Source organism: Yinghuangia soli (assembly GCF_021502675.1).
Classification (GTDB): Bacteria; Actinomycetota; Actinomycetes; order Streptomycetales; family Streptomycetaceae; genus Yinghuangia; species Yinghuangia soli.
Window position 1 is genome coordinate 393214 of the sequence record NZ_JAKFHA010000002.1, and the last position, 20975, is coordinate 414188.

Here is a 20975-nt window from a genome sequence, read left to right on the forward strand (position 1 = left end):
GCGGTCCGAATCATCGGGCCGGGGTGAACTTGTCTCCTCGGTCGTCGAGCCAGGCGGCGAAGGTGTCCAGGGCGGGCTGCGGGTCGGCGCGGCCGACGCCGAGGCGGAAGCGGTCGGCCGGGGCGTCCAGGAGTTCGGAGCGGTAGAGGCCGGCGGGCAGGAGGAGGACGCCGGCTTCCTCGACGAGCGCGTGGCAGAAGGCGTCCACGCCGTCGGTGCCGAGGTAGCGGGGGTAGGCCACGCAGCCGCCGTCCGGGGCCTGCCAGGTGAAGAGGCCGGGGTACGCCGCGAAGAAGGCGTCGAAGCGGGGGATGTTGGCGGCGATGATGCCGCGGTTGCGGGCCAGGATCGTCTCGCGGGCCTTGACCGCGATGCGCGCCAGGATCTCGCTGGGGGCGGCATTGCAGATGGACGTGTAGTGCTTGGCCCGTTCGAGGTGGGAGAGCAGTGCGCGGTCGCGGCAGGCGATCCAGCCGACGCGCAGGCCGGGCAGGCCGAGGGACTTGGAGACGACGTTGAGGGACAGGGCGCGCTCGGAGAGCTCGGCGGCCTGGGGGAGGGTGCGTGCGGGGTCGCGTTCGAGGCCCCGGTAGACCTCGTCGCTGAAGAGGTGGATGCCGCGCTCGTCGCAGATGCGCACGAGTTCGCGGAAGGTCTCGGCGGAGACGACCTTGCCGGTGGGGTTGTTGGGGAAGTTGACGGAGACGACCCGGGTATTGGGGCGGAGGGCGGCGATCACGCGGTCCAGGTCGAGGGACCAGTTGTCGTCCGGGTCGAGGGGGACGCCGGTGACCTCGCAGAGCGCCAGGGGGACCGTCTCGGCGGACTGGTAGTTGGGGACGGTGACCACCGCGTGGTCGCCGGGGCCGAGGAGTACCTGCATGGCGAGGTAGATGGCTTCCTCGGCGCCCGCGAAGCACAGGATGTCGTCAGCGGTGACGGTGCCGGCGTACGTGCCGGCGATCGCGGCGCGGAGGCCGGGGTCGCCGTACGTCTCGGTGTAGCCGAGGGTGAGGCCGTCCCATGCGGTGCGGTCCTCGGCGTCGGCGAGCGCGAGGAGTTCGGACATCGCCATGGTCTGCGCGTCGGACGCGGTGAGGTGGTACCGCGCGGTGAACTCCCAGCGGGAGAAGTAGGTTTCGAGGCGGAAGTCGGGGAGCGGGGGCACCGGCAGCAGTCCTTCAGGGCGGGGGCGAACGCCGTGCGGGCGGTCCGCCGCGGGGGTACGGGCTCAGGCGGCGGCGAGTTGCCGGGGTGCGGGGGCGGCGGTCGTGCCGATGAGGGCGGTGAGGGCGGAGCGGGTCTCCTGGAGTTGCGCGATGCGGCTCTCGATGCCGTCCAGGTGTGCGCGCAGGTGCTGTTCGGCGCACGCCTCCAGTTCGGTGCCGCCGGTGAAGCAGTCCATGAGTCCGGCGATCACGCTGGTCGGCAGGCCGGCGCCGAGGAGCATGCGGATGCGGGCGACCGCTTCCACGGTGTCCTGGGTGTAGCGGCGGTGGCCGCTCGCCGCGCGCTGCGCGGTGATCAGGCCCTGCTCTTCGTAGTAGCGGAGCAGCCGGGGGCTGACGCCGGTCTCCCGGGCCAGGTCGCCGATCTTCATGTGAGGCCCCTCACATCCCCTTGAATCTCACATCGGTGTCAGAAAATAGCGTTGCGGTCATGACGAACTCGAAGAACACCGGCCTTGTTCCCCCGTCCGCCTTCGCCCTCGGTGGCGATCTGAACGTCACGCGCATCGGCTACGGCGCGATGCGCCTTGCCGATGGCCCGGAGCGGCCTGCGGATCCCGCCGCCGCGGCGATATGGCGGCCACCGGCGGACCGTGCCGCGGCCCTGGACGTGCTGCGCGCGGCGGTCGAGGCGGGGGTGAACCTGATCGACACCGCCGATGCCTACGCGCTCGGCGCCAACGAGGAACTGGTCGCCGAGGCGCTGCACCCGTACGCGGAGGGCGTCGCGGTCGCCACCAAGATCGGCGTGCTGCGGCCGGCCCCGGACGAGTGGGTGCCGCTCGGGCATCCGGCGTACCTGCGCCAGCAGGCCGAACTCGCGCTGCGGCGGCTCAAGGTGGACCGGCTCGACCTGCTCTACCTGCACCGGCTCGACCCGGCGTATCCGATCGCCGAGCAGGTGGGCACGCTGCGCCGGCTGCAGGAGGAGGGCAAGGTCCGGCACATCGGGCTGTCCGAGGTGACGGTGGACCAGGTGCGGGAGGCCCGCGAGACGGCGCCGATCGCCGCGGTGCAGAACCTCTACAACCTGGCCACGCGCGGCCACGAGGCGGTCGTGGACTATGCGGCGGAGCACGGCATTGCGTTCGTGCCGTTCTTCCCGATCGCGATGGGTGCGCATGCGGGGCCGGACGGACCGGTGGCGGAGGTCGCCCGGCAGATCGGGGCGACGCCCGCGCAGACCGCGCTTGCGTGGCTGCTGCGCCGGTCGGACACGATCGTGCCGATCCCGGGAACGTCCTCCGCGGCGCATCTGAAGGAGAACCTGGCGGCACTTGAACTGGCGCTGAGCGACGAGCAGTTCGCAGCGCTGTCGGCATTGGGGCAGGACGAGGCGGCGGACGGGGTGGCGGCATGAGCACGGTGGCGGAGCAGGCAGTGGCGGTGGGCGCAGTGGCGTTGGAGGCAGCGGAGGTGGACGCCGTGGTCGGCGCTCCGGAGAGCAACGCGAATCCCTTCAACCGGCAGGTGATCGCGGAGTTCCGGGCGAACGGCGGTGCGGTGGGCGGCCCGCTGGCAGGCCTTCCGCTGCTGCTGCTGACCACGACCGGGGCGCGCAGCGGGGTGGCCCGCACCACGCCCGCGGTCTACCTGGCGGACGGGGACCGGCTGGTGGTTTTCGCGTCGAACGGCGGTTCGCCTACCGCGCCCGGGTGGTTCCACAACATCAGCCGGGATCCGGAGGTCGTGGTGGAGGTCGGCGCCGAGCGGTACGCGGCGCGCGCCGAACTGGTCGACGAGCGCGAGCACGACGAGCTGTGGACGCGGCAGATCGCGGTGGACCCGAACTTCGCGCACTTCCGGGGGCGGACCTCCCGGACGATTCCGGTGGTCGCCTTGCGCCGCCGGTGAGCCGCCCGTGAGCCGCGGGTGTCCGGTGCGTCCGGACGGACCGGACGCCGAGGGCCCGTTCGCGCCGACCGGCGCGGCGGGCCCGCGGCGTGCGCGGGCGCGGGGGGCCGGCGGCGCCGGGGCCGGGGGGCCGCGCCGGGGCGGGGGGGCCGGCGGGCCCCCGCGGCCGGGTGCCGCGGCAGGTCAGAGGTCGTAGCCGAAGCAGACCAGCGGGATCGGGCCGTGGTCGTCGCGGTACGGGGGGATCCGGCGGTAGCCGAGCGCCTCGTACAGCGCGATCGCGGCGGTGCGCTCGGGCAGCACGTCCAGGAGGCAGCGCGGGGCGCCGGCCGCACGGGCGCGCTCGTGGAGGGCGTCCATGAGAGTCCGGGCGACCCGGGCCCCGCGTGCTTCCGGCGCCACGTACAGGCGCTTGACCTCGACGTCTGGGCCGAAGAAGTGGAAGCCGACGCCGCCCACCGCGCGGCCGCCGAGCCGGGCGACGAGGTAGCCGCCGGGCGCGCCGTAGTACGCGGCCGGGTCGTCGTAGTCGGTGCGGAAGTAGTCGGGCAGCTCGGCCGGCGTCGCCCACGTGGGGTAGCCCATCTCGGTTGCCGTCGCGTTGTAGTACGCGAACAGCAGGTCCGGAGCGGAGTCCAGGTCCTCGGTGACGGTGAGCGTGGGCGACGTGGTCATGCCGACGACTCTACGAAGTCGGCGAACTCGCGGGCCGCCGGGGCCAGCGCCTGCCACTGCCGGGCGGCCCAGCCCACGGTCAGCGGCGGCAGGCCGCGGATCGGTATGAGCCGCAGCGGGCCGTCCGGGGTGCGGGCCAGGTTGGGCAGGTCGGGCACCACCGCGTGGCCGAGGCCGAGCTCGGCGAGGAGCATCGCGGTGTCCCAGTCGGCGACGCCGGTGGTGGCCGGCGGCCGGATGGCCCGGGCCTCAAGGTGCGAGTCGAGCCGCACCCGGGAGGTGGACGTCTCGGGCAGGCGGATGTGGTGGATGCCGGCCAGGTCGGCGAGGTCCAGCGAGGTGCGGGCGGCCAGCGGGTCGTCGTGCCGTACCGCGAGCATCCAGGGGAGTGCCGCGACGGGCCGCTGCTCGACGCCGCGGACCGGCTCGCCGACGGTGATCCAGGCCAGGTCGGCGCGGCCGGCCGCGACCGCTTCCAGGCAGGTGCGGCTCGAACTCTCGGTCTGGAACTCCAGCGAGGTGTGCGGGTTGCGGCGCCGGAACGCCACGATGGCGTCGGTCATGAAGTGCCGCACGGTGGTGGCGCCGGTCGCGATGCGGACCGTGCCGCCGTGCCCGTCGCGCAGGTCGGCGAGCCGCCGCAGCGCCAGGTCCAGGCCCGCGAGGCTGTCCGCGGCGGCGGTGCGGAGGATTCGGCCGGCCTCGGTGGGGACCACGCCGCGCGGCCGGCGCTCCAGCAGGTCGAGGCCGGTCTCGTGCTCCAGGCGCCTGATGTGCTGGCTCACCGCCGACTGCGTGCAGCCGAGTTCGCGGGCCGCCGCGCTGAGGTTGCCGTGCCGGCAGGCCGCGAGGAAGGTACGCAGGTCGTCGAGGGTCATGGGGCCAAGCTATTGCTTGGAGATCACCGAGTAAATCCTAGGATTGACTTGGGTGTTGCCGGGGCGGGACGCTGGATGCAGGGCCCAGGGGCGGCAACCCGCCGCGTGTCTGTCGACGACGTGCGGCGGATGCCGACCCCACCCATGTCCTGTGCCCGGACCCGGAATTGGCGGTGAACCAGTGGTCACGGCGGATGCCGTCACATTGCTGCGCGACCTCGGCGCCGAGGACATCGCCCACTCGGGCGGGAACCTCTTCGACCACCTCGTACGCGTGCACGACCGGCTCGCCGAGTGGGGCGCGGACCGCACGCTCCGCCTGGCCGGGCTGTGCCATGCCTTCTACGGCACCGACGGCTTCGCGGTCGCGCTGTACGGCCTGGAGCGCCGTGCCGAACTCGCCGCGCTCATCGGCGCCGAGGCCGAGGAGCTCGTGTACTTCTACGCCAGCTGCGACCGCCGCGCCTCGTACCCCGGACTGCCGGACGAGCAGGGCGAGTTCGTGGACCGGTTCAGCGGCGTGCGGTACCGGCCCGAGCTGCGGCTGCGGCGCGCGTTCGCGGAGCTGACGGTGGCCAACGAGCTGGACTTCGTGGCGGTCAACCCGTTGTTCGACGAGATCGAGGCGGAGGGCTACTACGCGCTCTTCGCCCCCTGGCTGCCGCTGCTCAGCCCGGCGGCGTGCGGCGAGGTGGAGCGCGCGTACGGCTGACCGCGCACCCCGAGGCACCCGCGGCCCCCTTCCCGGGCGGGCCGCGGGCCCCGGGACTCAGCCCAGCGGTACGCCGAGCCCGTCCAGCACCTCGGCGCCGGGCAGCTCGGCCAGTGCCCGGCCGGGCAGCCGCAGCTTCGACCGGCGGTTGCCGGACCCGATGATGATGCTCGGCAGCGCGGCGGCGGCCGCGTCGACCAGGATCGGCCAGCCGGCCGGCAGCCCGATCGGGGTGATGCCGCCGTACTCCATGCCGGACGCCTCGGCGACCTCCGCCAGCGGGGCGAAGGAGGCCTTGCGCGCCCCCAGGTGCTTGCGGACCAGGCCGTTGACGTCGGCGCGGGTGGTCGCGGCGACCATGCAGGCGGCGTACGTGACCTCGGCACCGCGCTTCGCCGCGACGACCACGCAGTTCACCGACTCCTCCAGCGTCACGCCGTAGTGCGCGCAGAAGGCCGCGGTGTCGGCCAGGTCGGGGTCGATCTCGGCGGCCTCGATCTGCTCGACCGGCACCGATCCGGACCATTCCTTGAGGGCCTCGGCGACCGGGGCGGCGAGCAGGTCGAGGCGGGTGAGGGCGGGCTGCAGATCCAGGCTTTCTCCCATGGAGCCCATCCAAGCGGATCGCCGCGGCGGATGGCGCCGGTGCAGGCCGGGGCGCCTGCCGACGCCTGCTTTCGGGTGCCGAAGCGGGCCGACCTGCCCGCTATGCAGAGCCGAAATAGCCAAATCTGATCGACGCCGATCACATCGGCGTTACGTGTGTGCGGCTTACACGTGTCGCCTTTGCAGGGCAGTGACAATCCGTGTTGTTACCAGCGCGTGGAGAGACAGTTAGCAGGTCGGGGGCCGTATGTGAACCCCCTTGCCAGCAGCGGTTTCTGACGTGACGTTAGACACCTCTCACCCCAAGTCTTCGACGGCCGCGCGTACATTGCCGCTGTACGGGCGCAGCCGCCAGACGCGACATTGTTGAACCAGGCACTTTGGGAGGCTCCACGTGGAGTTCGGCATCTTCCTGAACGGTTACATCCCGGGACCGGCTGCGCACGATCGCGCTTCCGAGCACCTGATGCTGCAGCGCGAGCTGGAGCTGGCCATCAAGGCCGACAAGCACAACTGGAAGTACGCCTGGTTCGGTGAGCACCACGCACTGACCGAGTACAGCCACATGTCGGCCCCCGAGGTCGCGATGGGCTACGTGGCGGCGAAGACCGAGCGCATCCACCTGGGCACCGGCATCAACTCGCTGTCGCCGCGCAAGGAGCACCCGGTCCGCTTCGCGGAGCGCGCGGCGATGCTGGACCACATCACCGAGGGCCGCTTCGAGTGGGGCACCGGCCGCGGCGCCGGCAGCCACGAGGTCGCGTCCTTCAACATCATGGACACCAACTCGACCAAGGCCGAGTGGGACGAGGTCGCGCCCGAGATCGTGCGCATGTGGGAGCAGTACGACTACTCCTTCCACGGCGAGCACTTCACCGTGCCCACCCCGCACAACATCCTCCCGAAGCCGTACGGGCACTCGCACCCGCCGATCTGGATGGCGTGCGGCAACCCCGGCTCCTTCGCCAAGGCCGGTTCGCTGGGCATCGGCGCGATCGCGTTCAACTTCGAGCCGATCTACAACCTGAAGGGCCGCATCGAGGCCTACAAGGAAGCCGCCGCCAACCCGGTCGAGATCCTGGGCGACTACCAGAACAACAACGTCATGATGACCAACGGCGTCATCTGCCTGAACGACCGCAAGCGCGCCCGCGAGATCGGCATCAGCAAGGGCCGCGGCTACCTGGTCACCATGGTGAACCTGTACCACGACACCATGCCGAAGTCGGCCGACGCCATCACCTGGCCGGAGCCGCCGTTCGACCTGTCCGCGGGCGGCGAGGAGTTCCTGGACTTCGCGATCGACGCGGGCCTGATGCTCTGCGGCACCCCGGAAGAGGTCTGCGAGCAGATCGCCGCCTACCAGGAGGTCGGCTGCGACCAGCTGGTCTTCGGCATCAACGACGGCATGTCGCACGAGGAGAACCTCGAGATGATCGAGCTCTTCGGCGACAAGGTCATCCCCGAGTTCGACAAGAACCCGGAGCACTCCACCGCGGTGTACCGCCGCAACGCGGGCGGCCCGAAGTTCCCGCCGTTCAACGGCCCGGTGAACCCGGACCTGGTGCACACCGTCCTCCCCGCCAACGCCATCATCGGCGTCGACGGCAAGAAGTGACGCTGCGCAGCAGCCGCACCGCCAGCTAGGCGCCCGAAGGGCCCGGCCACCCGGCCGGGCCCTTCGGTATTTTCGCGGCGCGTGCACCTGCGAACGTGAGGGTGGGGTACGACATCCTGTACGCGGGTGCGCACCGCGCGTACTCGTACAGGAGGAAACGCATGGCCACGGTCACGGAGGGACTCGACGGCGTCCGCCGCGAGCTGGACAGACTGGACCGCAAGGTCGTGGGCCTGTTCGAGCCCGGGATTTCGGCGGAGTCGGTGCGGACCCGGCTCGCCGGTGCGCCCGACGAGCTGGTCGCGTGGTTCGGCTGGGCGGACGGCACCCGGGCCGAGGAGGACCAGACGGTCGACGAGGCCTCCTTCATCCCCGGCTACGTGCTGATCAGCCTGGCCGAGGCGCTGGAGTTCCGGGACGAGGTCGAGGTCGAGTCGGACGGCGACGAGGAGTGGCTGCCGCTGCTGGTCTCGCCGGCCGGGGACTTCTACGCGGTCGCGTGGACCGCCGACGAGGGCGTCGTGCAGGTGTGGAGCTACGTCGACGGGGCCGACGGGCAGACCGACTACCGGGATCTGGAGCGGATGCTCCGCACCTTCGTGGAGAGCTACCGGACCGGCGCCTTCGAGGTGGACGACGAGGGCTACCTGGACATGCACCCGGAGCTCGCGGACCGCGTGTACGAGGCGGTCAACCGGGGCTGACGCGGGCCCGGACCATGGATTTGCAGGCTGACCGTGTGATTGTGCTAAGGTATGAATGCCTTCGGCGTGCTCAAGCGTAGGATCCATGACTGAGCCCGGAGGACCAGACTTCCGGTGGGCCCGGCCGCGTGCGGTCGGGCCCACCGACGTTTCCGGGCGTCCCCGCAGGTCAGCGCACCGCCACCGCATCGTCCAGGCCGAGGACACCGGGCCGCACCACCGAGGCGTAGACCCCGACGTTGTGCCCGGTCTTGGCGTGCACGGTGCGCAGCAGGGCCCGGTCGGCGGGCAGGTCCGCGAGCGGCACCGGGTGGCTGATCATGACGCAGCGCGGGCAGGCCGACTCGATGCGCAGCACCGCGGTGCCGATCTGCACCTCGCGCCCCACCCACGCCAGCTCCGGGAAGTCGCCCTCGACCTCTTCCGGCACCGAGATCACCAGATTGGGCCGGAAGCGGCGCACGTCGGCGTCGCTGCCCGGCGACAGCTTGCGCAGCGATTCCAGCGTGCGGTCGGTCACCGCCATCAGCGGGAACGCGTCGAAGTGCGTGCCCGGCAGCGTCTGGCTCTCCCACAGCACCGGCGGCAGGGCGCCGAGGTCGGGAAGTTCGGCGCCGGTCTCCACGCCGAACAGCTGCTCCAGCCAGGTCTGCCAGTCGCCGTCCTCGGGCGCCGGGCGGCGGTAGTACGCCTGGTCGCCGGCCGGCCGCCGGGCGTGCAGCGTGGCGGGGCGGCCGAGGATCTCGGCGGCGAGCTCGTGGGCGTCGGCGTCGGTGGAGCGGAACGTCCGGCCGTCCGGGAGGGTGATCTCCACCGGGGGCACCGGGTCCGCGGCGCTGATGGGCCGCGTGTACCGGGCGGTGAGGCCCAGGAGCCGGGCATTGCGCCGCGCGTCGGCGATCGCGTCGAGTTCCTCGTCGCGTACCGCCCAGATGCGGTCGCCGCGCATGCCGTCGGCGTCCAGCCGGGCGAGTTCGAGGGATTCGCCGGCCATGCTCTTCACCGGGTAGCGCCAGATCGCGGAGACGTACGGGAGTTCGGCGGACATAGGGCTCCCTTTGCCGGGCGCGCGGATACGGACCGCGGCGCCAGGTCGATTGTCGAGGTGGGAGCGGGCCGAAACGATACTCCGGTGCCCCGCCGGCCGGTAGAGGCAGGCGGGGCACCGGAGTTCGCCGCGCCCGGCGGCGTGCCGGGGCCGCGGCGGCGGATCAGGCGAAGCCCTTGGCGATGTGCTCCAGCCACCACGCCGGGGCCGCGTTCATCAGCGTGTTGAAGTCCCAATAGTCGTGCCAGCGCACGAGCTTGCCGTCCGGGCCGACCTCGTGCACGGACACGAACGGCAGCAGCACGCTCTCGCCGGTCTCCCAGAACCACTTCTCGGCGTGCTCGGTGACCACGACCGTGTCGTCGGCGACGATGTGCTTGAGGTGGTGCTCGTAGCCGGAGAGCATCTCCAGGCCGAGGCGCAGCCGGGCGGCTATCTGCGCGGGACCGTAGGCACCCGCCCCGGGGGCCGGGACGTCGGTGTAGTGGCCGTCCTCCGCGAAGTACGCGCCCACCTTGTCGAAATCGCGGTCGTACAGGTCCTGCCAGAACTGCTCCACGAGCTTCTTGTTGTCGATGCTTCGGGACATACCTGTGGCCTCCTCGGGGCGGATCGCTCCGGAGCTTAGGCATACAGTCGTGGGGAAAACAGGGGCTTCGCGTCCGGGTGGGGGGAACCGGCCGGACGCGGGCGATCAGGCATCCGGGGGGATGACTCATGTACGGGTTCAGAGGGCCGCTCCGCCGCGCGCTGGCCGCGTCCGTCGCGGTACTGGCACTCGGCGGTGCGCTGGGCGCATGCAGTCCGTTCGAGGACGACAAGGACGGCGCGGGGAGCACGGGAACGGGCTCCGCGGCCGCTTCGGCCGGGTCGGGCGGCGACGCCAAGGGCGGGCCGCAGGAGCCGTCCGGGAAGGTCGAGGCCGGCTGGGTGAAGGGCCGCGTCGTCGACACGCAGGGCCGGCCCATCAAGGGCGCGGAGGTCGTGGTGGACAACCAGCTGCTGTACGACAGCAACCTGGTGCTGACCACCGACGCGAACGGCGAGTACCGCGCGGAACTGCCGCCGATCGCCGCGACGTATGCGGTGACCGCGAGCTTCAAGAAGACCTACGAGAACAACAAGTACACCTTCGCGCTGCAGGCGTCCGACCCCGAGCCGTTCGTCGGCAAGACCGGCGCGGTGCGGGACTTCACCTGGCAGCTCACGGGGGAGCGGGCCGACATGCCGGACTCCTTCCACGGCGCCACGGTCGTCTACTACCTGAGCCCGACGAACCCGGTCGACGACAGCTACGCCGACTCCGCGAACGTGCGGCTGACCCTCACCCCGGTCGGCCCGCTGGTGGACGGCAGCACCGGGAAGACCATCGAGCGGAAGCCGGAGAACACCGGCGACGGCTGGGCGGTGCGCGACGTCCCGGTGGGCAAGTACAAGATCACCGCGAAGTTCGCGGACGGCGCGGGCGGGCGCACCCAGCCGCTGGAGGTCCGGATCCGCAACGGCGGCGGGTCGTTCGCGGCCGAGGTGACGACGGTCTTCAAGCCGGAGCTGACCGACCGCCAGATGGTCTCGCTCGAACTGCAGTTCTGAGGCCGCGGGGCCCGCGGCGCGGGGCCGGGCGGGGATCCCGCAGGTCGGGGGGCAGACGGAACAAAGGGGGCGGGCCCGTACCGCACGCCGGATCCTGGGTTAGCGTGTGCCGGTGCTTACTCCCCCTGCCCGCCCCGTCCGGGCCCTCGTCGGCGTCCTCGCCCTGGCCGTGCTGTCCGGATGCTCGCTGCTCGGGGATTCGGACGACGGCGACAAGACCGTCCCGGTGGCGAGCGGGGCCGCGACCGATGCGGTGCTGCCCTCGCTGCCCGGCAGCTCTTCGGGCACGCCTTCGCCCGGTGCGTCGGCGGGGTCGACGGCACCGGGCGGCAAGCCGGGCGCGATCACCCTCGCATTCGGCGGCGACGTGCACTTCACGGACCGCACCACGGCGCGCCTGAACGCCGGTGCCGAGACCGCGCTCGGTCCGATCAGCAGCGCGCTCTCCGCGGCCGACCTCGCGATGGTCAACTTCGAGTCGGCCATCACCGAGCGGGGCACCCCGGAGGGGAAGACGTACCACTTCCGGGCGCCCGCGTCGGCGCTCGGCGAGCTGCAGAAGTCCGGTGTGGACGTGGTCAGCATGGCCAACAACCATGCGGTGGACTACGGCGCGGTCGGCCTGCAGGACTCGCTGGCCGCGGTGGCCAAGCCCGCGGTGCCGGTGGTCGGATTCGGTGCCGATGCGGCAGCCGCGTACCGGCCCTGGACGACCGAGGTGAAGGGCGTCAAGGTGGCCTTCCTGGCGGCCAGCCAGGTGCAGGACCTGACCAACCAGAAGTACGCGGCGGGCCCGGGCAAGCCCGGCATAGCCTCGGCGCTGACCTCGGACCGGCTGGTCAAGGCGGTCAAGGACGCCAAGGCGCAGGCCGACGTCGTCGTGGTCTACATGCACTGGGGCATCGAGGGCGACAAGTGCCCGTCCCCCGACCAGACCGGGCTGGCCCGCAAGTTGTCCGCGGCCGGCGCGACCGCGGTGGTCGGCACGCACGCGCACGTCATGCAGGGCGCGGGCATGCTCGGCGACACGTACGTGGGCTACGGCTTCGGGAACTTCCTCTGGTACGGCACGTCGCCGTACCCGAACTCCAACGACACCGGCGTGACCACGCTGACGATCGAAGGGGGCAAGGTGGTCGGCGAGGCCTTCACACCGGCCTCGATCGACGGCCGCGGGGTGCCGGTGCCGCAGAAGGGCGCCGAGGCCAAGCGCATCACGGACCGGCGCGACTCGCTGCGGCCGTGCACCGGGCTGACCGCGGTGCCCAAGTAGGACGGGCCGGCACCGGCGCGGACGGGCCGGCGCAGACCGATCGGAGCAGACACGCCGGAGCGGGCGGGCCGTGGGCCCGCCCGCTCCGTGCCGTCCCGCGCGCTGCGGTCAGCCCATGCCGGGCGTGGCCGGGGCTATGTACATGTAGCTCTTCTCCTCGACGCGCGTCTTGATGCGCCAGGCGCCGTCCACGCGCACGAACGTGTCGAGGTACCACAGGCCGCACATCATCAGGCTCTGCTCGCCGTTGTCGCCGGGCAGCACCATCGGGTTGTGGCACATCGTGCGGCCGGTCGCGGTGTCGCCGTCCACCGTGATCGACGAGTTGCTGATCAGGTGCTGGAAGGCCGGGAAGTTCGGCATGACGTCGGCCAGGAACTTCTTGGTGGCGGCCAGGTCGCCGGTGGCCCCGCCCATCGCCGAGTAGTCGATGTGCGCGTCCGCGGTGAAGACGTCGTCCAGCAGGTCCCACTGGCGGGTGTCGACGGCGTGGGAGTAGCGGACCATCAGATCCTGGATCTCGAGGCGGTCCGAGATCTCCTGCAGCGACAGCATGGGTGCCTCCGGTTGCGCTGGTCCATGATCCCGGCGGGCGCGGTACGGCCCGCCGCGACGGCAATGTCACCCGGGTTCGGCCCAGGAAGCAAGAGGCGGCGGGCGGCGGGCGTTTCCCGAGGCGACATTCCGGGCATCCGCCCGCGGTCCCGGACGGGTGCGCGCGAGGAGCGGCGATGACTTCAGCGGTGGGCAGGTCGGCGGCGGCGCGGCGCGGGCGCCGGGCGGGAGCACTCGCCCTGGCCGCCGCGGCGCTGTTCGCCGGCGTCGCGGGGTGCTCGGACGGCGGCGGCAAGGACGACGGCGGCAAGAATGCGCCGGCCCGGGCCTCGGCGAGCGAGTCGGCGGCCGCGGCGCCCGAGGGCGGCTCGGACGACCTGCAGTCGGCGTACCGCAAGGTGGTCAGGGACGTGCTGCCGTCCGTCGTGCAGATCACCACGTCCGACGGCCTGGGCTCCGGCGTCGTCTACGACGACAAGGGCCACATCGTCACCAACGCGCACGTGGTCGGCAGCGCCACCGCCTTCCAGGTCACGCTCGCCACCGGCAGCCAGCCGCTCACCGCCAAGCTGGTCGGCACGTACCCGCCCAACGACGTCGCGGTGATCAAGCTGGACAGCCCGCCGGACGGCCTCAAGCCCGCGCAGTGGGGCGAATCGGCGGCGCTCGAGGTGGGCACCATCGTGCTGGCCATGGGCAACCCGCTGGGCCTGTCCGGGAGCGTCAGCCAGGGCATCGTCTCGGCGCTCAACCGCACCCAGAGCGAGGCCGGGGACCGCAATACGCCCGGCGCCACCATCCCCAATCTGATCCAGACCACCGCGGCCATCAACCCCGGGAACAGCGGCGGCGCGCTGGTCGACCTGACCGGGAAGGTGGTCGGCATCCCGACGCTGGCCGCCGCGACCGGGACCGACAGCCTGGCGCCGGGCATCGGCTTTGCCATCCCGTCCGACACCGCCAAGAACCTCGCGGACCAGATGATCAAGGACGGCAAGGTCACCGACTCGGACCGCGCCGCCCTCGGCATCACCGCCACCACGGTCGTCGGCCGGCAGGGGGCACCGGCCGGCGTGGGCGTCGTGCAGGTCGACCCGAACGGCGCCGCGGCCAAGGCCGGCATCAAGGCGGGCGACGTGATCACATCAGTGAACGGCACCGAGACGACGAGCCAGGCGGCGCTCTCCGAGGTGCTCGCCGGACTCAAGCCGGGCGACCAGGCCAAGGTCGCGGTGACCCGGTCGGACGGCAGTACCGCGACCGTCGACGTGACCCTGGGCGAACTGGCCTGAAACGAGGGAAGGTCCGCTTGACGGCCCGGGCAAATACGCGGGAACGTCCGGTACATGACGTTCCCTCAGCAACCGGGCCAGACCCCCGGGCCCTGGCCGCCGCAGGGACCTCCGGCGGCCCAGTGGCAGCCGCCGGCGATGCAGCCGTACAGCGGCCCGCCCGGCTCGCCCGGCCTGCCGCCGGTCGAACCGCCGCCCGCCGACTTGCCGTTGGCGTCGCGGTTCCTGCGGCTGCTGGCGCGTACCGTCGACTACCTGCTGATGACCGCGCTGGTCGTCCCGCTGTGGTTCGCGGCGTACCACTACCTGCAGGGCAAGGCCGCGGACCTGCAGAACACCACGTTCAAGAAGACGTTCTGGGCGCTGCTGACCGGTGACGGCGACAAGGCCAAGCGCGCACCGCTGGAGGCGGTGGACGGGCTCTGGGACAAGACCAAACTGCTGCTGCTCCTGCTGGTGCTCGCGCACTTGCTGCTGCCGACCGTCTACGACTGGCTCATGCACGCCCGCTACGGCCGCACCCTCGGCAAGATCATGTTCGGTATGAAGACCGTCCCGCAGAATGGCGGCCCGGCGCGCCTGGGCCTCGGCCGGGCCGGACGCCGCACGCTGATCGCGGTGTTCGTGCCGTGGGCCGCGCTGATGCTCATGTGGTACGAGCTGATCCTGCGCGCCTGGACGCTCGCCGCGGTGTGCGGGATCGTCAGCCTGATCGGCTTCCTCGACCCGCTCAGCGTGCTCGGCCGGCGCCGCCGGACCTGGCACGACCGGATCGGCGGGACGGTCGTGGTCAGCGTCAAGCCGCTCGGCCGGGCCGCCGAACTCGGGCGCGGCGCGGGCAGCGCGATGCGCCAGGCGGGCGCCGCGCTCCCCGGTCAGGCCGCCCGGTTCGGTGCCGGCGCGGCGCAGAATGCGCAGAGCGTGCGGGACCGGCTGCGCCGGAACCGCTGACGCCGCCGCGGACGCCGCGGGCCCGGTCGGAGGGCCGACCCGCGAAGGCTCAGCCCTCGATGGTGATCGCCCGGGTCGGGCAGACCCGGGCGGCCTCCTCGACCTGCGTGCGCAGTTCCTCGCCCGGGTTGTCCTGCAGGATGTAGAGGAAGTTGTCCTCGCGCACCTCGAAGACCTCGGGCGCCTCGGCCATGCACAGGGCGTTGCTCTTGCACTTGTCGAAGTCGACGTTGACCTTCATGCGGACCTCCCGGACCCGGCGGTGCCGATCGGCGGGCGACCGGCAGCCGATCGGCAATCGACCGGCTCTGGCAGGCCTATCACGCACCCTCGCCGGTAAGGCCAGACTTCCCCGGGGCCCGGCGGGCGGATTCGCCCGACCGAGGGATCTCCGCAGCAGGACGGTGGGGACAGCCCCACCCGGAATCCGGGCGGCCGCCGGATCGAGCCGGGCCCCCTGCAGCGGACAGGCTGGTGGCACATCGTCCGGAAGGGTCCGGACGCGTCACCGGAGGTCCGGATATGCGCAAGCACGCCACTGCCGTCATCGACGCCCCGGCGGGTGCCGGCACCGCGGCCATCGCCCTGCGCGGCGTCACCAAGGTGTACGGCCGCGGCGACGAGGCGGTGCACGCGCTGCGCGGCGTCGACCTCGCGATACGCCCCGGGTCCTTCACCGCGGTGATGGGCCCGTCCGGCTCCGGCAAGAGCACCTTCCTGCACTGCGCGGCCGGGCTGGACCGCCCCACCGGCGGTCAGGTCTTCCTGGCCGGCACCGACATCGCCGGGCTGTCCGAGACCAAGCTGACCGAATTGCGCCGGACCCGCGTGGGGTTCGTCTTCCAGGCCTTCAACCTGGTCGGCTCGCTGACCGCCGAGCAGAACGTCACGCTCCCGCTGCGGCTGGCCGGCACCCGGCCCGACAAGAAATGGGTCCGCGAAGTCCTCGGCCGCGTCGGCCTCGCACAGCGCGCCGGCCACCGGCCCGCCCAGCTCTCCGGCGGCCAGCAGCAGCGCGTCGCCATCGCCCGCGCCCTGGTCACCCGCCCCGACGTGCTTTTCGCGGACGAGCCGACCGGCGCCCTGGACACCAAGACCGGACGCGAGGTCCTGGGCCTGCTGCGCGAGGTCGTGGACACCTTCGGGCACACCGTCGTGATGGTCACGCACGACCCGGTGGCCGCCTCCTACGCGGACCGCGTGCTGTTCCTGGCCGACGGCCGGCTCGTCGACACGCTGGAGAACCCCAGCGCCGAGGCCGTCGCGGACCGCATGATCCACATGGAGGGCTGACCGCATGCTCCGCCTCGCTTTCGGCACGCTCCGCGCCCGGCTCGCTGGGTTCGCGGGCGCCTTCCTCGCGGTCGCGCTGGCCACGGTGCTCGTCACCGGCGCGGGCGTGATGCTCGAGTCCGTCCTGCGCACCCACGCCCCCGTTGAGCGCCTTTCCGGTACGGACCTGGCGGTCGCGGCGTCCGACAAGCTCGAACGGACTCCCGCGATGGGCAAGGGCTCCGGTGAGGGCGAGTCCGAAGGCGACAAGCTCCAGCAGACGCCGCGGCTGCCCGCCGGCCTTGCCGCCCGCATCGCCGCGGTGCCCGGCGTCCAGGCCGCGGTGCCGGACCGCACCGTCCCGGTCGCGCTGCCCGGCGGCCTCGGCGCCGAGGCGCACGGCTGGGACAGCGCGCAGCTGACCCCGTACCGGCTCACGGCCGGCACGGCCCCGCAGACCGGCGGCCAGATCGTGCTCGATGCCCCGACCGCCGCCGCACTCGGCGCCGGACCCGGCACGAAGCTGGAGATCGGCACGCCCAAGGGCGCGCGGTCCGTCACCGTCAGCGGCATCGCCGAAGGGCGGGGCGCCACCGCGGTGTTCCTGGCCCCCCAGACGGCTGCCGAGCTCGGCGCGGTCCCGGACCGGGCCGACTTCATCGGCATCACGCTTGCCCCGGGTGCGGACGCCAAGCAGGTCCGGGCCGCCGTCAAGGCCCTTCTGGCCGACGCCGGACCGCAGTTCGGCGACCCTACCCGCGGGCAGCCGAAGGCCCAGGTGCTGAGCGGCGGTTCGCTCGCCCGCCTGGAGGCCCCGGCGGCGACCACGGCCCAGGAGGCGACCGTTCCGGTGGTCGCGGTCTTCGGCGGCAGCGCCGCCTTCACCGCGATCTTCGTGGTGGCCGGCACCTTCGGCTTCTCGATCCGGCAGCGCACCCGCGAGATCGGCCTGCTGCGCGCGGTCGGTGCGACGCCCGGCCAGGTCCGCCGCATGATCGCCGCCGAGGCGCTGCTCGTCGCCCTGGCCGCGGCCGCGCTCGCGGTGCCGCTGGGCTACGGATTCGCGCACGTGCTCGCCGAGTTGTTCGACAAGGCGGACGCGCTGCCGCCCGGCTTCACGATCGTCAAGAGCTGGCTGCCCGGTGTGGTCGGGGCCGGAAGTGCCTTGCTGGTGACCCAGATCGCCGCATTCGCGGCGGCCGCCCGGGCGGCCAAGCTGCGGCCCACCGAGGTGTTCGGGGCGACCGCCAAGCGCCGCATCCTGGTCCCGCTGCTGCGCTACGGGCTCGGCGTCCTCACCCTGGCCGGCGGCGCCGCGCTCCTCGCGGTGTCCATGAACCTCGGCGGCGACGACGGTGCGAGCAGCTCGATCGGCATCGTCTTCACGCTCATGCTCGCGGTCGCGCTGCTCGGACTGCCCATCGCCCGGGTCGGCGTGGCGCTCGTCGGCCGCCTGGTGAACCCCGCCGGCGGCGCCGCCGGCCGACTGGCCCGGGCCAACGGCGCCGCCGAACCGGGCCGGGTCGCCGCGGTCGCCGTTCCGGTCGCGCTGACCATCGCGTTCTCCTGCTCGGTCCTGTTCATCGGCACCACCGTCGCGGACGAGACCATCGCGCAGAGCAAGGCCCGCACCAGCGCGACCTACGTCGTGGACGGCACGGGCCGGGCAGGCCTCGCACCGGATGCGGTGGACCGCATCCGGGCCCTGCCCGGGGTCGCTGCCGCCGCCGGCACCGTGGCCACCACCGTGATGGACGGCTCGGTTTCCGACGCGCTCGAACTCGACGCCCGCGGCGTCGGCCCGGACACCGCCGCGGTCATGGACCTCGGGGTGCGCGCCGGGGACCTCGCCGACCTGCGCGGCCCGGACACCGTCGCCCTCGGCAGCCGGCATGCGGAGGCCAAGGACAAGGGTGTCGGCGACCGGATCCGCTACTGGCTCGGCGACGGCACGCCCATGGAGGCCCGCGTCGTGGCCCTCTACGACAATGCGTTCGGGTTCGGCGACTACCTGATGCCGCAGGAGGTCGCGGCCGCGCACAGCACCGCCTCCGGGTACGACAAGGTCTTCGTGACCGCCGCGCCGGGCGCCGACCGGGCAGCGCTGACCGCCGAGTTGGCCAAGGAGGGCCGCGTCATGGACCGGGCCGCCTACCTGGACGAGGTGGCCGACGACGCCAACGAGGGAGCCTGGGCCAACGCCTTCATCCTCGGTGCCATCGCGGTGTTCACCGCGCTCGGCGTCGTCAACACCATCGTGATGGCGACCGCTTCCCGGGCCCGCGAGTTCGCGGTGCTGCGGCTGGCCGGCACCACGCGGCGCCAGGTGACCGCCATGCTGCGCCGCGAGTTCGCGGTGGCCGCCGCGGTCGGCATCGGCATCGGGACCGGCATCGCGTGGCTCACCCTCGGCGCGTTCGCGAACGGCATCACCGGGAGGTTCGACCCCGCCATGCCGCCGGCGATCTACCTCCCGCTGGTCGCCGCGACGGTCGCGCTGATCTACGGCTCCGGCCTCCTCGCGGCCCGTTCGGCCCTGCGCCGCGATCCGGTCGAGGCGATCGGCGCCCGCGACTAGTCCCGCGGGCTCGAGGACGGGTCCGCCGCCGGGTGCGTCCGGCGGCGGACCTGACGCGGCGTCGGCGGCCGGGAACCATCCGGCCGCTGACGACGTGTCATCGCCTGGGGCAGCGGGTGAGAGGATGCCCGGACGAGGAGGCGCGCGCTCGGGGCCGGCTCCGGGAGACCAGGTGCGAGGCGGAATGGCAGCCGAAGCCGGTGCAGGCATACGCCCGCTCGGAGACGCGGATCCGCGGAGCGTGGGGCCGTACCGGCTGACCGGACGCCTCGGATCCGGCGGCATGGGCACGGTGTTCGCCGGTGTCGACCACTTCGACCGGCGCGTGGCCATCAAGATCGTGCACGCGCAATTCGCCGACGACCGCGAGTTCCGGGCCCGGTTCACCCGCGAAGTGGCCCTGCTGCGCCGGGTGCAGGGCACCTGCACGACGCCGGTCCTGGACGCCGACGTGGACGCCGTGCAGCCGTGGTTCGCCTGCGAGTACGTGCCCGGCCCCACGCTCGCGGAACGTGTGGAGCGCCAGGGACCGATGCGCGGCGACGAGTTGTTCGCGCTGGCCGCCGGCCTCGCCGAAGCCCTCGTGGCGCTGCACGCGGTCGGCATCGTGCACCGCGACCTCAAGCCGCAGAACGTCGTCTGCTCGCCGGCCGGGCCCCGCGTCCTCGACCTGGGCATCGCCCGGTCCATGGAGGACAGCGGGCTCACCCGCACCGGCATGATGATCGGCTCGCCCGCGTGGATGAGCCCGGAGCGCTTCCGCGGCCAGAACAGCACGCCGGCCGCCGACGTCTATGCCTGGGCGATGATGGTGGCCTACGCCGCGACCGGCGTCATACCGTTCGGCACCGGCGCCCCCGAAGTCGTGGCGATGCGCGTGCTGCAGGAGCATGCCGACACCTCGGGTGTCCCGCAGGCGCTGCGCGGCATCGTGGACTGGAGCGCGGACAAGGACCCGCTGCGGCGCCCGGCCGCCCCCGACCTGCTGGCCAACGTGACCCATGCGTGGCGCGGCACGCTGGGTGCTGCGCAGACCGGCGAGCTGGACCCCGTCTCCGACGCCACCTCGCTGATCCACCTGCACTGGAACCCGCAGGCCGGCGCACCCGCGGGCGGGCAGTACGCCCCGCCGCCCCCGCAGGCCGCGTACGGCGCCCCGATGGCGCAGCCCGGGACGGGCTACCCGGCGCAGGGCCACGGGGTGGCCGGGGACGGGATGTTCGCGGACAACTTGTTCCGCGACGACGGCCGCGCGCCCGCGCCGCAGGCCGCCGGCATGCAGGCCGCCGACGGGTACGGCGGCACCGCGGGCTACCCGATGGGCGGGCCGAGCGCGGAGGCGCCCGCCGAGGGCGGCGCGAGTGCCCCGTACCAGCTGTCCGACCTCGCCGAGGCGCCGCCGGCCGGCCGCCGCCGCGGCGGTTCGCGGCGCAAACTGCCGCTGAAGCCGCTGATCGCGGCCGCCGCCGTCGTCGCGGTGGTGGCCACGGCGGCCGTGCTGATGGCGAACTCCGGCGGCGACGGCAAGAAGAAGAAGGACCCCGTGGCACCGGCCGCGAAGCCGTCCGACACACCGCCGCCGGGCACCGTCACCGGGCCCGGCACATTCAACCTGCAGGGCGTGAAGTTCCAGGTGCCGGCGGGCTGGGATGCCCGCCCGATGAGCGGTGCCTCGGCCTGCGTGGCGCCCCTCGAACTGCCGGTCGCCACCCGCACCGACTGCCTCAAGGGCGGCCTGCGGGTGTGGGTGGGCAACGATGCGTCCCGGGTGATCGCGCTGGACAAGCCCGCCGGATGGACCCTCGGTGCGGCCGAGCAGTGCCCGGCCGGGGGGACCCCGATGTACGTGACCACGTCCGGGAAGAAGTTCGAGCAGTTGGGCTCGCTGCGCTACGAGTACGCGCAGTACCAGGTGTCCTGCCCGGACGACGTCCAGCTGCAGCCGCAGGTGTGGTGGCTGCCCACCTCGAAGATCTCGTTCAGCACCGGCGGGCTGCCCAAGAGCTACGACCAGGTGGTCAAGGCGCTGATCGCCGGGATGGACCGGGCGGGCTACAAGTCCCCCAAGTCCTGACGCGCCGCGGGGGGGCCGGGCCGCCCGGCCGGGGAGCGCGGGGGCGGCCGCCCGCCCGCTGTG

General features: G+C 72.8%; 21 protein-coding genes. 12 read left to right on the forward strand and 9 right to left on the reverse strand.

Translation table 11 applies throughout. From position 1 onward, the window contains the following. Positions 1-10: 10 nt before the first annotated feature. A complete protein-coding gene (locus tag LZ495_RS05990) occupies positions 11-1168 on the reverse strand; it encodes an aminotransferase class I/II-fold pyridoxal phosphate-dependent enzyme (RefSeq protein ID WP_235050901.1) in 1158 nt (385 codons plus the stop codon). A 63-nt stretch (positions 1169-1231) separates the two neighbouring features. Next, positions 1232-1600 (reverse strand): MerR family transcriptional regulator, encoded by a 369-nt coding sequence (locus LZ495_RS05995; protein WP_235050902.1) that lies wholly within the window; start codon positions 1598-1600, stop codon positions 1232-1234. Positions 1601-1659: 59 nt separating this feature from the next. On the opposite strand from LZ495_RS05995, the gene LZ495_RS06000 reads away from it, so the two are divergent. Together LZ495_RS06000 and LZ495_RS06005 are read left to right on the forward strand one after the other, a co-directional pair. After that, complete coding sequence (locus LZ495_RS06000) at positions 1660-2589, forward strand: aldo/keto reductase (RefSeq protein WP_235050903.1); 930 nt, start codon at positions 1660-1662, stop codon at positions 2587-2589. After that, positions 2586-3083 carry a nitroreductase/quinone reductase family protein gene (locus tag LZ495_RS06005; protein WP_235050904.1) on the forward strand — a complete coding sequence of 166 codons (498 nt, stop codon included), beginning with the start codon at positions 2586-2588 and terminating at the stop codon, positions 3081-3083. Before LZ495_RS06000 ends, LZ495_RS06005 begins: the two co-directional genes overlap by 4 nt. Before the next feature lie 183 nt (positions 3084-3266). On the opposite strand, the gene LZ495_RS06010 is transcribed toward LZ495_RS06005, so the two are convergent. Further along, positions 3267-3758, reverse strand: a complete 492-nt coding sequence (locus LZ495_RS06010; RefSeq protein ID WP_235050905.1) for a GNAT family N-acetyltransferase — start codon at positions 3756-3758, stop codon at positions 3267-3269. Then, on the reverse strand, positions 3755-4636 hold the full coding sequence (locus LZ495_RS06015; protein ID WP_235050906.1) for a LysR family transcriptional regulator: 882 nt from the start codon (positions 4634-4636) through the stop codon (positions 3755-3757). The genes LZ495_RS06010 and LZ495_RS06015 overlap by 4 nt, the downstream gene beginning before the upstream one ends. Positions 4637-4817: 181 nt before the next feature. On the opposite strand from LZ495_RS06015, the gene LZ495_RS06020 reads away from it, so the two are divergent. Next, entirely contained in the window at positions 4818-5348 is a 531-nt protein-coding gene (locus LZ495_RS06020; protein ID WP_235050907.1) for a DUF6817 domain-containing protein, read from the forward strand. Between the two features lie 57 nt (positions 5349-5405). Here LZ495_RS06020 and LZ495_RS06025 read toward each other — a convergent pair whose 3' ends face one another. After that, positions 5406-5954 (reverse strand): YbaK/EbsC family protein, encoded by a 549-nt coding sequence (locus LZ495_RS06025; protein WP_235050908.1) that lies wholly within the window; start codon positions 5952-5954, stop codon positions 5406-5408. A 394-nt stretch (positions 5955-6348) separates the two neighbouring features. Here LZ495_RS06025 and LZ495_RS06030 point away from each other — a divergent pair, with 394 nt between their 5' ends. Continuing rightward, positions 6349-7572 carry an LLM class flavin-dependent oxidoreductase gene (locus tag LZ495_RS06030; RefSeq protein ID WP_235050909.1) on the forward strand — a complete coding sequence of 408 codons (1224 nt, stop codon included), beginning with the start codon at positions 6349-6351 and terminating at the stop codon, positions 7570-7572. Between the two features lie 161 nt (positions 7573-7733). Further along, positions 7734-8276 carry an SMI1/KNR4 family protein gene (locus LZ495_RS06035; RefSeq protein ID WP_235050910.1) on the forward strand — a complete coding sequence of 181 codons (543 nt, stop codon included), beginning with the start codon at positions 7734-7736 and terminating at the stop codon, positions 8274-8276. Positions 8277-8445: 169 nt separating this feature from the next. Here LZ495_RS06035 and LZ495_RS06040 read toward each other — a convergent pair whose 3' ends face one another. Together LZ495_RS06040 and LZ495_RS06045 are read right to left on the reverse strand one after the other, a co-directional pair. Beyond that, positions 8446-9324 (reverse strand): MOSC domain-containing protein, encoded by an 879-nt coding sequence (locus LZ495_RS06040; RefSeq protein WP_235050911.1) that lies wholly within the window; start codon positions 9322-9324, stop codon positions 8446-8448. A gap of 163 nt (positions 9325-9487) precedes the next feature. After that, positions 9488-9913: a nuclear transport factor 2 family protein gene (locus LZ495_RS06045; RefSeq protein WP_235050912.1), complete on the reverse strand. Its 426-nt coding sequence runs from the start codon at positions 9911-9913 to the stop codon at positions 9488-9490. A 128-nt stretch (positions 9914-10041) separates the two neighbouring features. On the opposite strand from LZ495_RS06045, the gene LZ495_RS06050 reads away from it, so the two are divergent. Both LZ495_RS06050 and LZ495_RS06055 read left to right on the forward strand, forming a co-directional pair. Further along, positions 10042-10917, forward strand: a complete 876-nt coding sequence (locus LZ495_RS06050; protein ID WP_235050913.1) for a carboxypeptidase regulatory-like domain-containing protein — start codon at positions 10042-10044, stop codon at positions 10915-10917. 112 nt (positions 10918-11029) lie between these two features. Continuing rightward, entirely contained in the window at positions 11030-12190 is a 1161-nt protein-coding gene (locus LZ495_RS06055; protein WP_235050914.1) for a CapA family protein, read from the forward strand. A gap of 108 nt (positions 12191-12298) precedes the next feature. Here the strand turns inward: LZ495_RS06055 and LZ495_RS06060 are convergent, their stop codons facing one another. Then, positions 12299-12745 carry a nuclear transport factor 2 family protein gene (locus LZ495_RS06060; protein WP_235050915.1) on the reverse strand — a complete coding sequence of 149 codons (447 nt, stop codon included), beginning with the start codon at positions 12743-12745 and terminating at the stop codon, positions 12299-12301. Between the two features lie 176 nt (positions 12746-12921). On the opposite strand from LZ495_RS06060, the gene LZ495_RS06065 reads away from it, so the two are divergent. Both LZ495_RS06065 and LZ495_RS06070 read left to right on the forward strand, forming a co-directional pair. Beyond that, positions 12922-14037 carry a S1C family serine protease gene (locus tag LZ495_RS06065; protein ID WP_235050916.1) on the forward strand — a complete coding sequence of 372 codons (1116 nt, stop codon included), beginning with the start codon at positions 12922-12924 and terminating at the stop codon, positions 14035-14037. Positions 14038-14091: 54 nt separating this feature from the next. Next, positions 14092-14988 (forward strand): RDD family protein, encoded by an 897-nt coding sequence (locus LZ495_RS06070; protein WP_235050917.1) that lies wholly within the window; start codon positions 14092-14094, stop codon positions 14986-14988. A 49-nt stretch (positions 14989-15037) separates the two neighbouring features. Here the strand turns inward: LZ495_RS06070 and LZ495_RS06075 are convergent, their stop codons facing one another. After that, positions 15038-15229 (reverse strand): ferredoxin, encoded by a 192-nt coding sequence (locus LZ495_RS06075; protein WP_235050918.1) that lies wholly within the window; start codon positions 15227-15229, stop codon positions 15038-15040. 281 nt (positions 15230-15510) lie between these two features. On the opposite strand from LZ495_RS06075, the gene LZ495_RS06080 reads away from it, so the two are divergent. The 3 genes from LZ495_RS06080 to LZ495_RS06090 all read left to right on the forward strand — a co-directional run bounded on the left by LZ495_RS06080 (position 15511) and on the right by LZ495_RS06090 (position 20912). Beyond that, positions 15511-16281 carry an ABC transporter ATP-binding protein gene (locus LZ495_RS06080; RefSeq protein WP_235050919.1) on the forward strand — a complete coding sequence of 257 codons (771 nt, stop codon included), beginning with the start codon at positions 15511-15513 and terminating at the stop codon, positions 16279-16281. Between the two features lie 4 nt (positions 16282-16285). Next, a complete protein-coding gene (locus LZ495_RS06085; RefSeq protein ID WP_235050920.1) occupies positions 16286-18838 on the forward strand; it encodes an FtsX-like permease family protein in 2553 nt (850 codons plus the stop codon). Between the two features lie 184 nt (positions 18839-19022). Beyond that, complete coding sequence (locus LZ495_RS06090) at positions 19023-20912, forward strand: serine/threonine-protein kinase (protein ID WP_235050921.1); 1890 nt, start codon at positions 19023-19025, stop codon at positions 20910-20912. Positions 20913-20975: the final 63 nt, after the last annotated feature.

Coding starts and splice junctions, on each gene's coding strand:
- LZ495_RS05995 (WP_235050902.1), bottom strand. CDS start 1,600: ATGAAGATCGGCGACCTGGCCCGGGAGACCGGCGTCAGCCCCCGGCTG.
- LZ495_RS06090 (WP_235050921.1), top strand. CDS start 19,023: ATGGCAGCCGAAGCCGGTGCAGGCATACGCCCGCTCGGAGACGCGGAT.
- LZ495_RS06015 (WP_235050906.1), bottom strand. CDS start 4,636: ATGACCCTCGACGACCTGCGTACCTTCCTCGCGGCCTGCCGGCACGGC.
- LZ495_RS06050 (WP_235050913.1), top strand. CDS start 10,042: ATGTACGGGTTCAGAGGGCCGCTCCGCCGCGCGCTGGCCGCGTCCGTC.
- LZ495_RS06005 (WP_235050904.1), top strand. CDS start 2,586: ATGAGCACGGTGGCGGAGCAGGCAGTGGCGGTGGGCGCAGTGGCGTTG.
- LZ495_RS06085 (WP_235050920.1), top strand. CDS start 16,286: ATGCTCCGCCTCGCTTTCGGCACGCTCCGCGCCCGGCTCGCTGGGTTC.
- LZ495_RS06060 (WP_235050915.1), bottom strand. CDS start 12,745: ATGCTGTCGCTGCAGGAGATCTCGGACCGCCTCGAGATCCAGGATCTG.
- LZ495_RS06040 (WP_235050911.1), bottom strand. CDS start 9,324: ATGTCCGCCGAACTCCCGTACGTCTCCGCGATCTGGCGCTACCCGGTG.
- LZ495_RS06000 (WP_235050903.1), top strand. CDS start 1,660: ATGACGAACTCGAAGAACACCGGCCTTGTTCCCCCGTCCGCCTTCGCC.
- LZ495_RS06080 (WP_235050919.1), top strand. CDS start 15,511: ATGCGCAAGCACGCCACTGCCGTCATCGACGCCCCGGCGGGTGCCGGC.
- LZ495_RS06070 (WP_235050917.1), top strand. CDS start 14,092: ATGACGTTCCCTCAGCAACCGGGCCAGACCCCCGGGCCCTGGCCGCCG.
- LZ495_RS06025 (WP_235050908.1), bottom strand. CDS start 5,954: ATGGGAGAAAGCCTGGATCTGCAGCCCGCCCTCACCCGCCTCGACCTG.
- LZ495_RS06065 (WP_235050916.1), top strand. CDS start 12,922: ATGACTTCAGCGGTGGGCAGGTCGGCGGCGGCGCGGCGCGGGCGCCGG.
- LZ495_RS06035 (WP_235050910.1), top strand. CDS start 7,734: ATGGCCACGGTCACGGAGGGACTCGACGGCGTCCGCCGCGAGCTGGAC.
- LZ495_RS06075 (WP_235050918.1), bottom strand. CDS start 15,229: ATGAAGGTCAACGTCGACTTCGACAAGTGCAAGAGCAACGCCCTGTGC.
- LZ495_RS06010 (WP_235050905.1), bottom strand. CDS start 3,758: ATGACCACGTCGCCCACGCTCACCGTCACCGAGGACCTGGACTCCGCT.
- LZ495_RS06045 (WP_235050912.1), bottom strand. CDS start 9,913: ATGTCCCGAAGCATCGACAACAAGAAGCTCGTGGAGCAGTTCTGGCAG.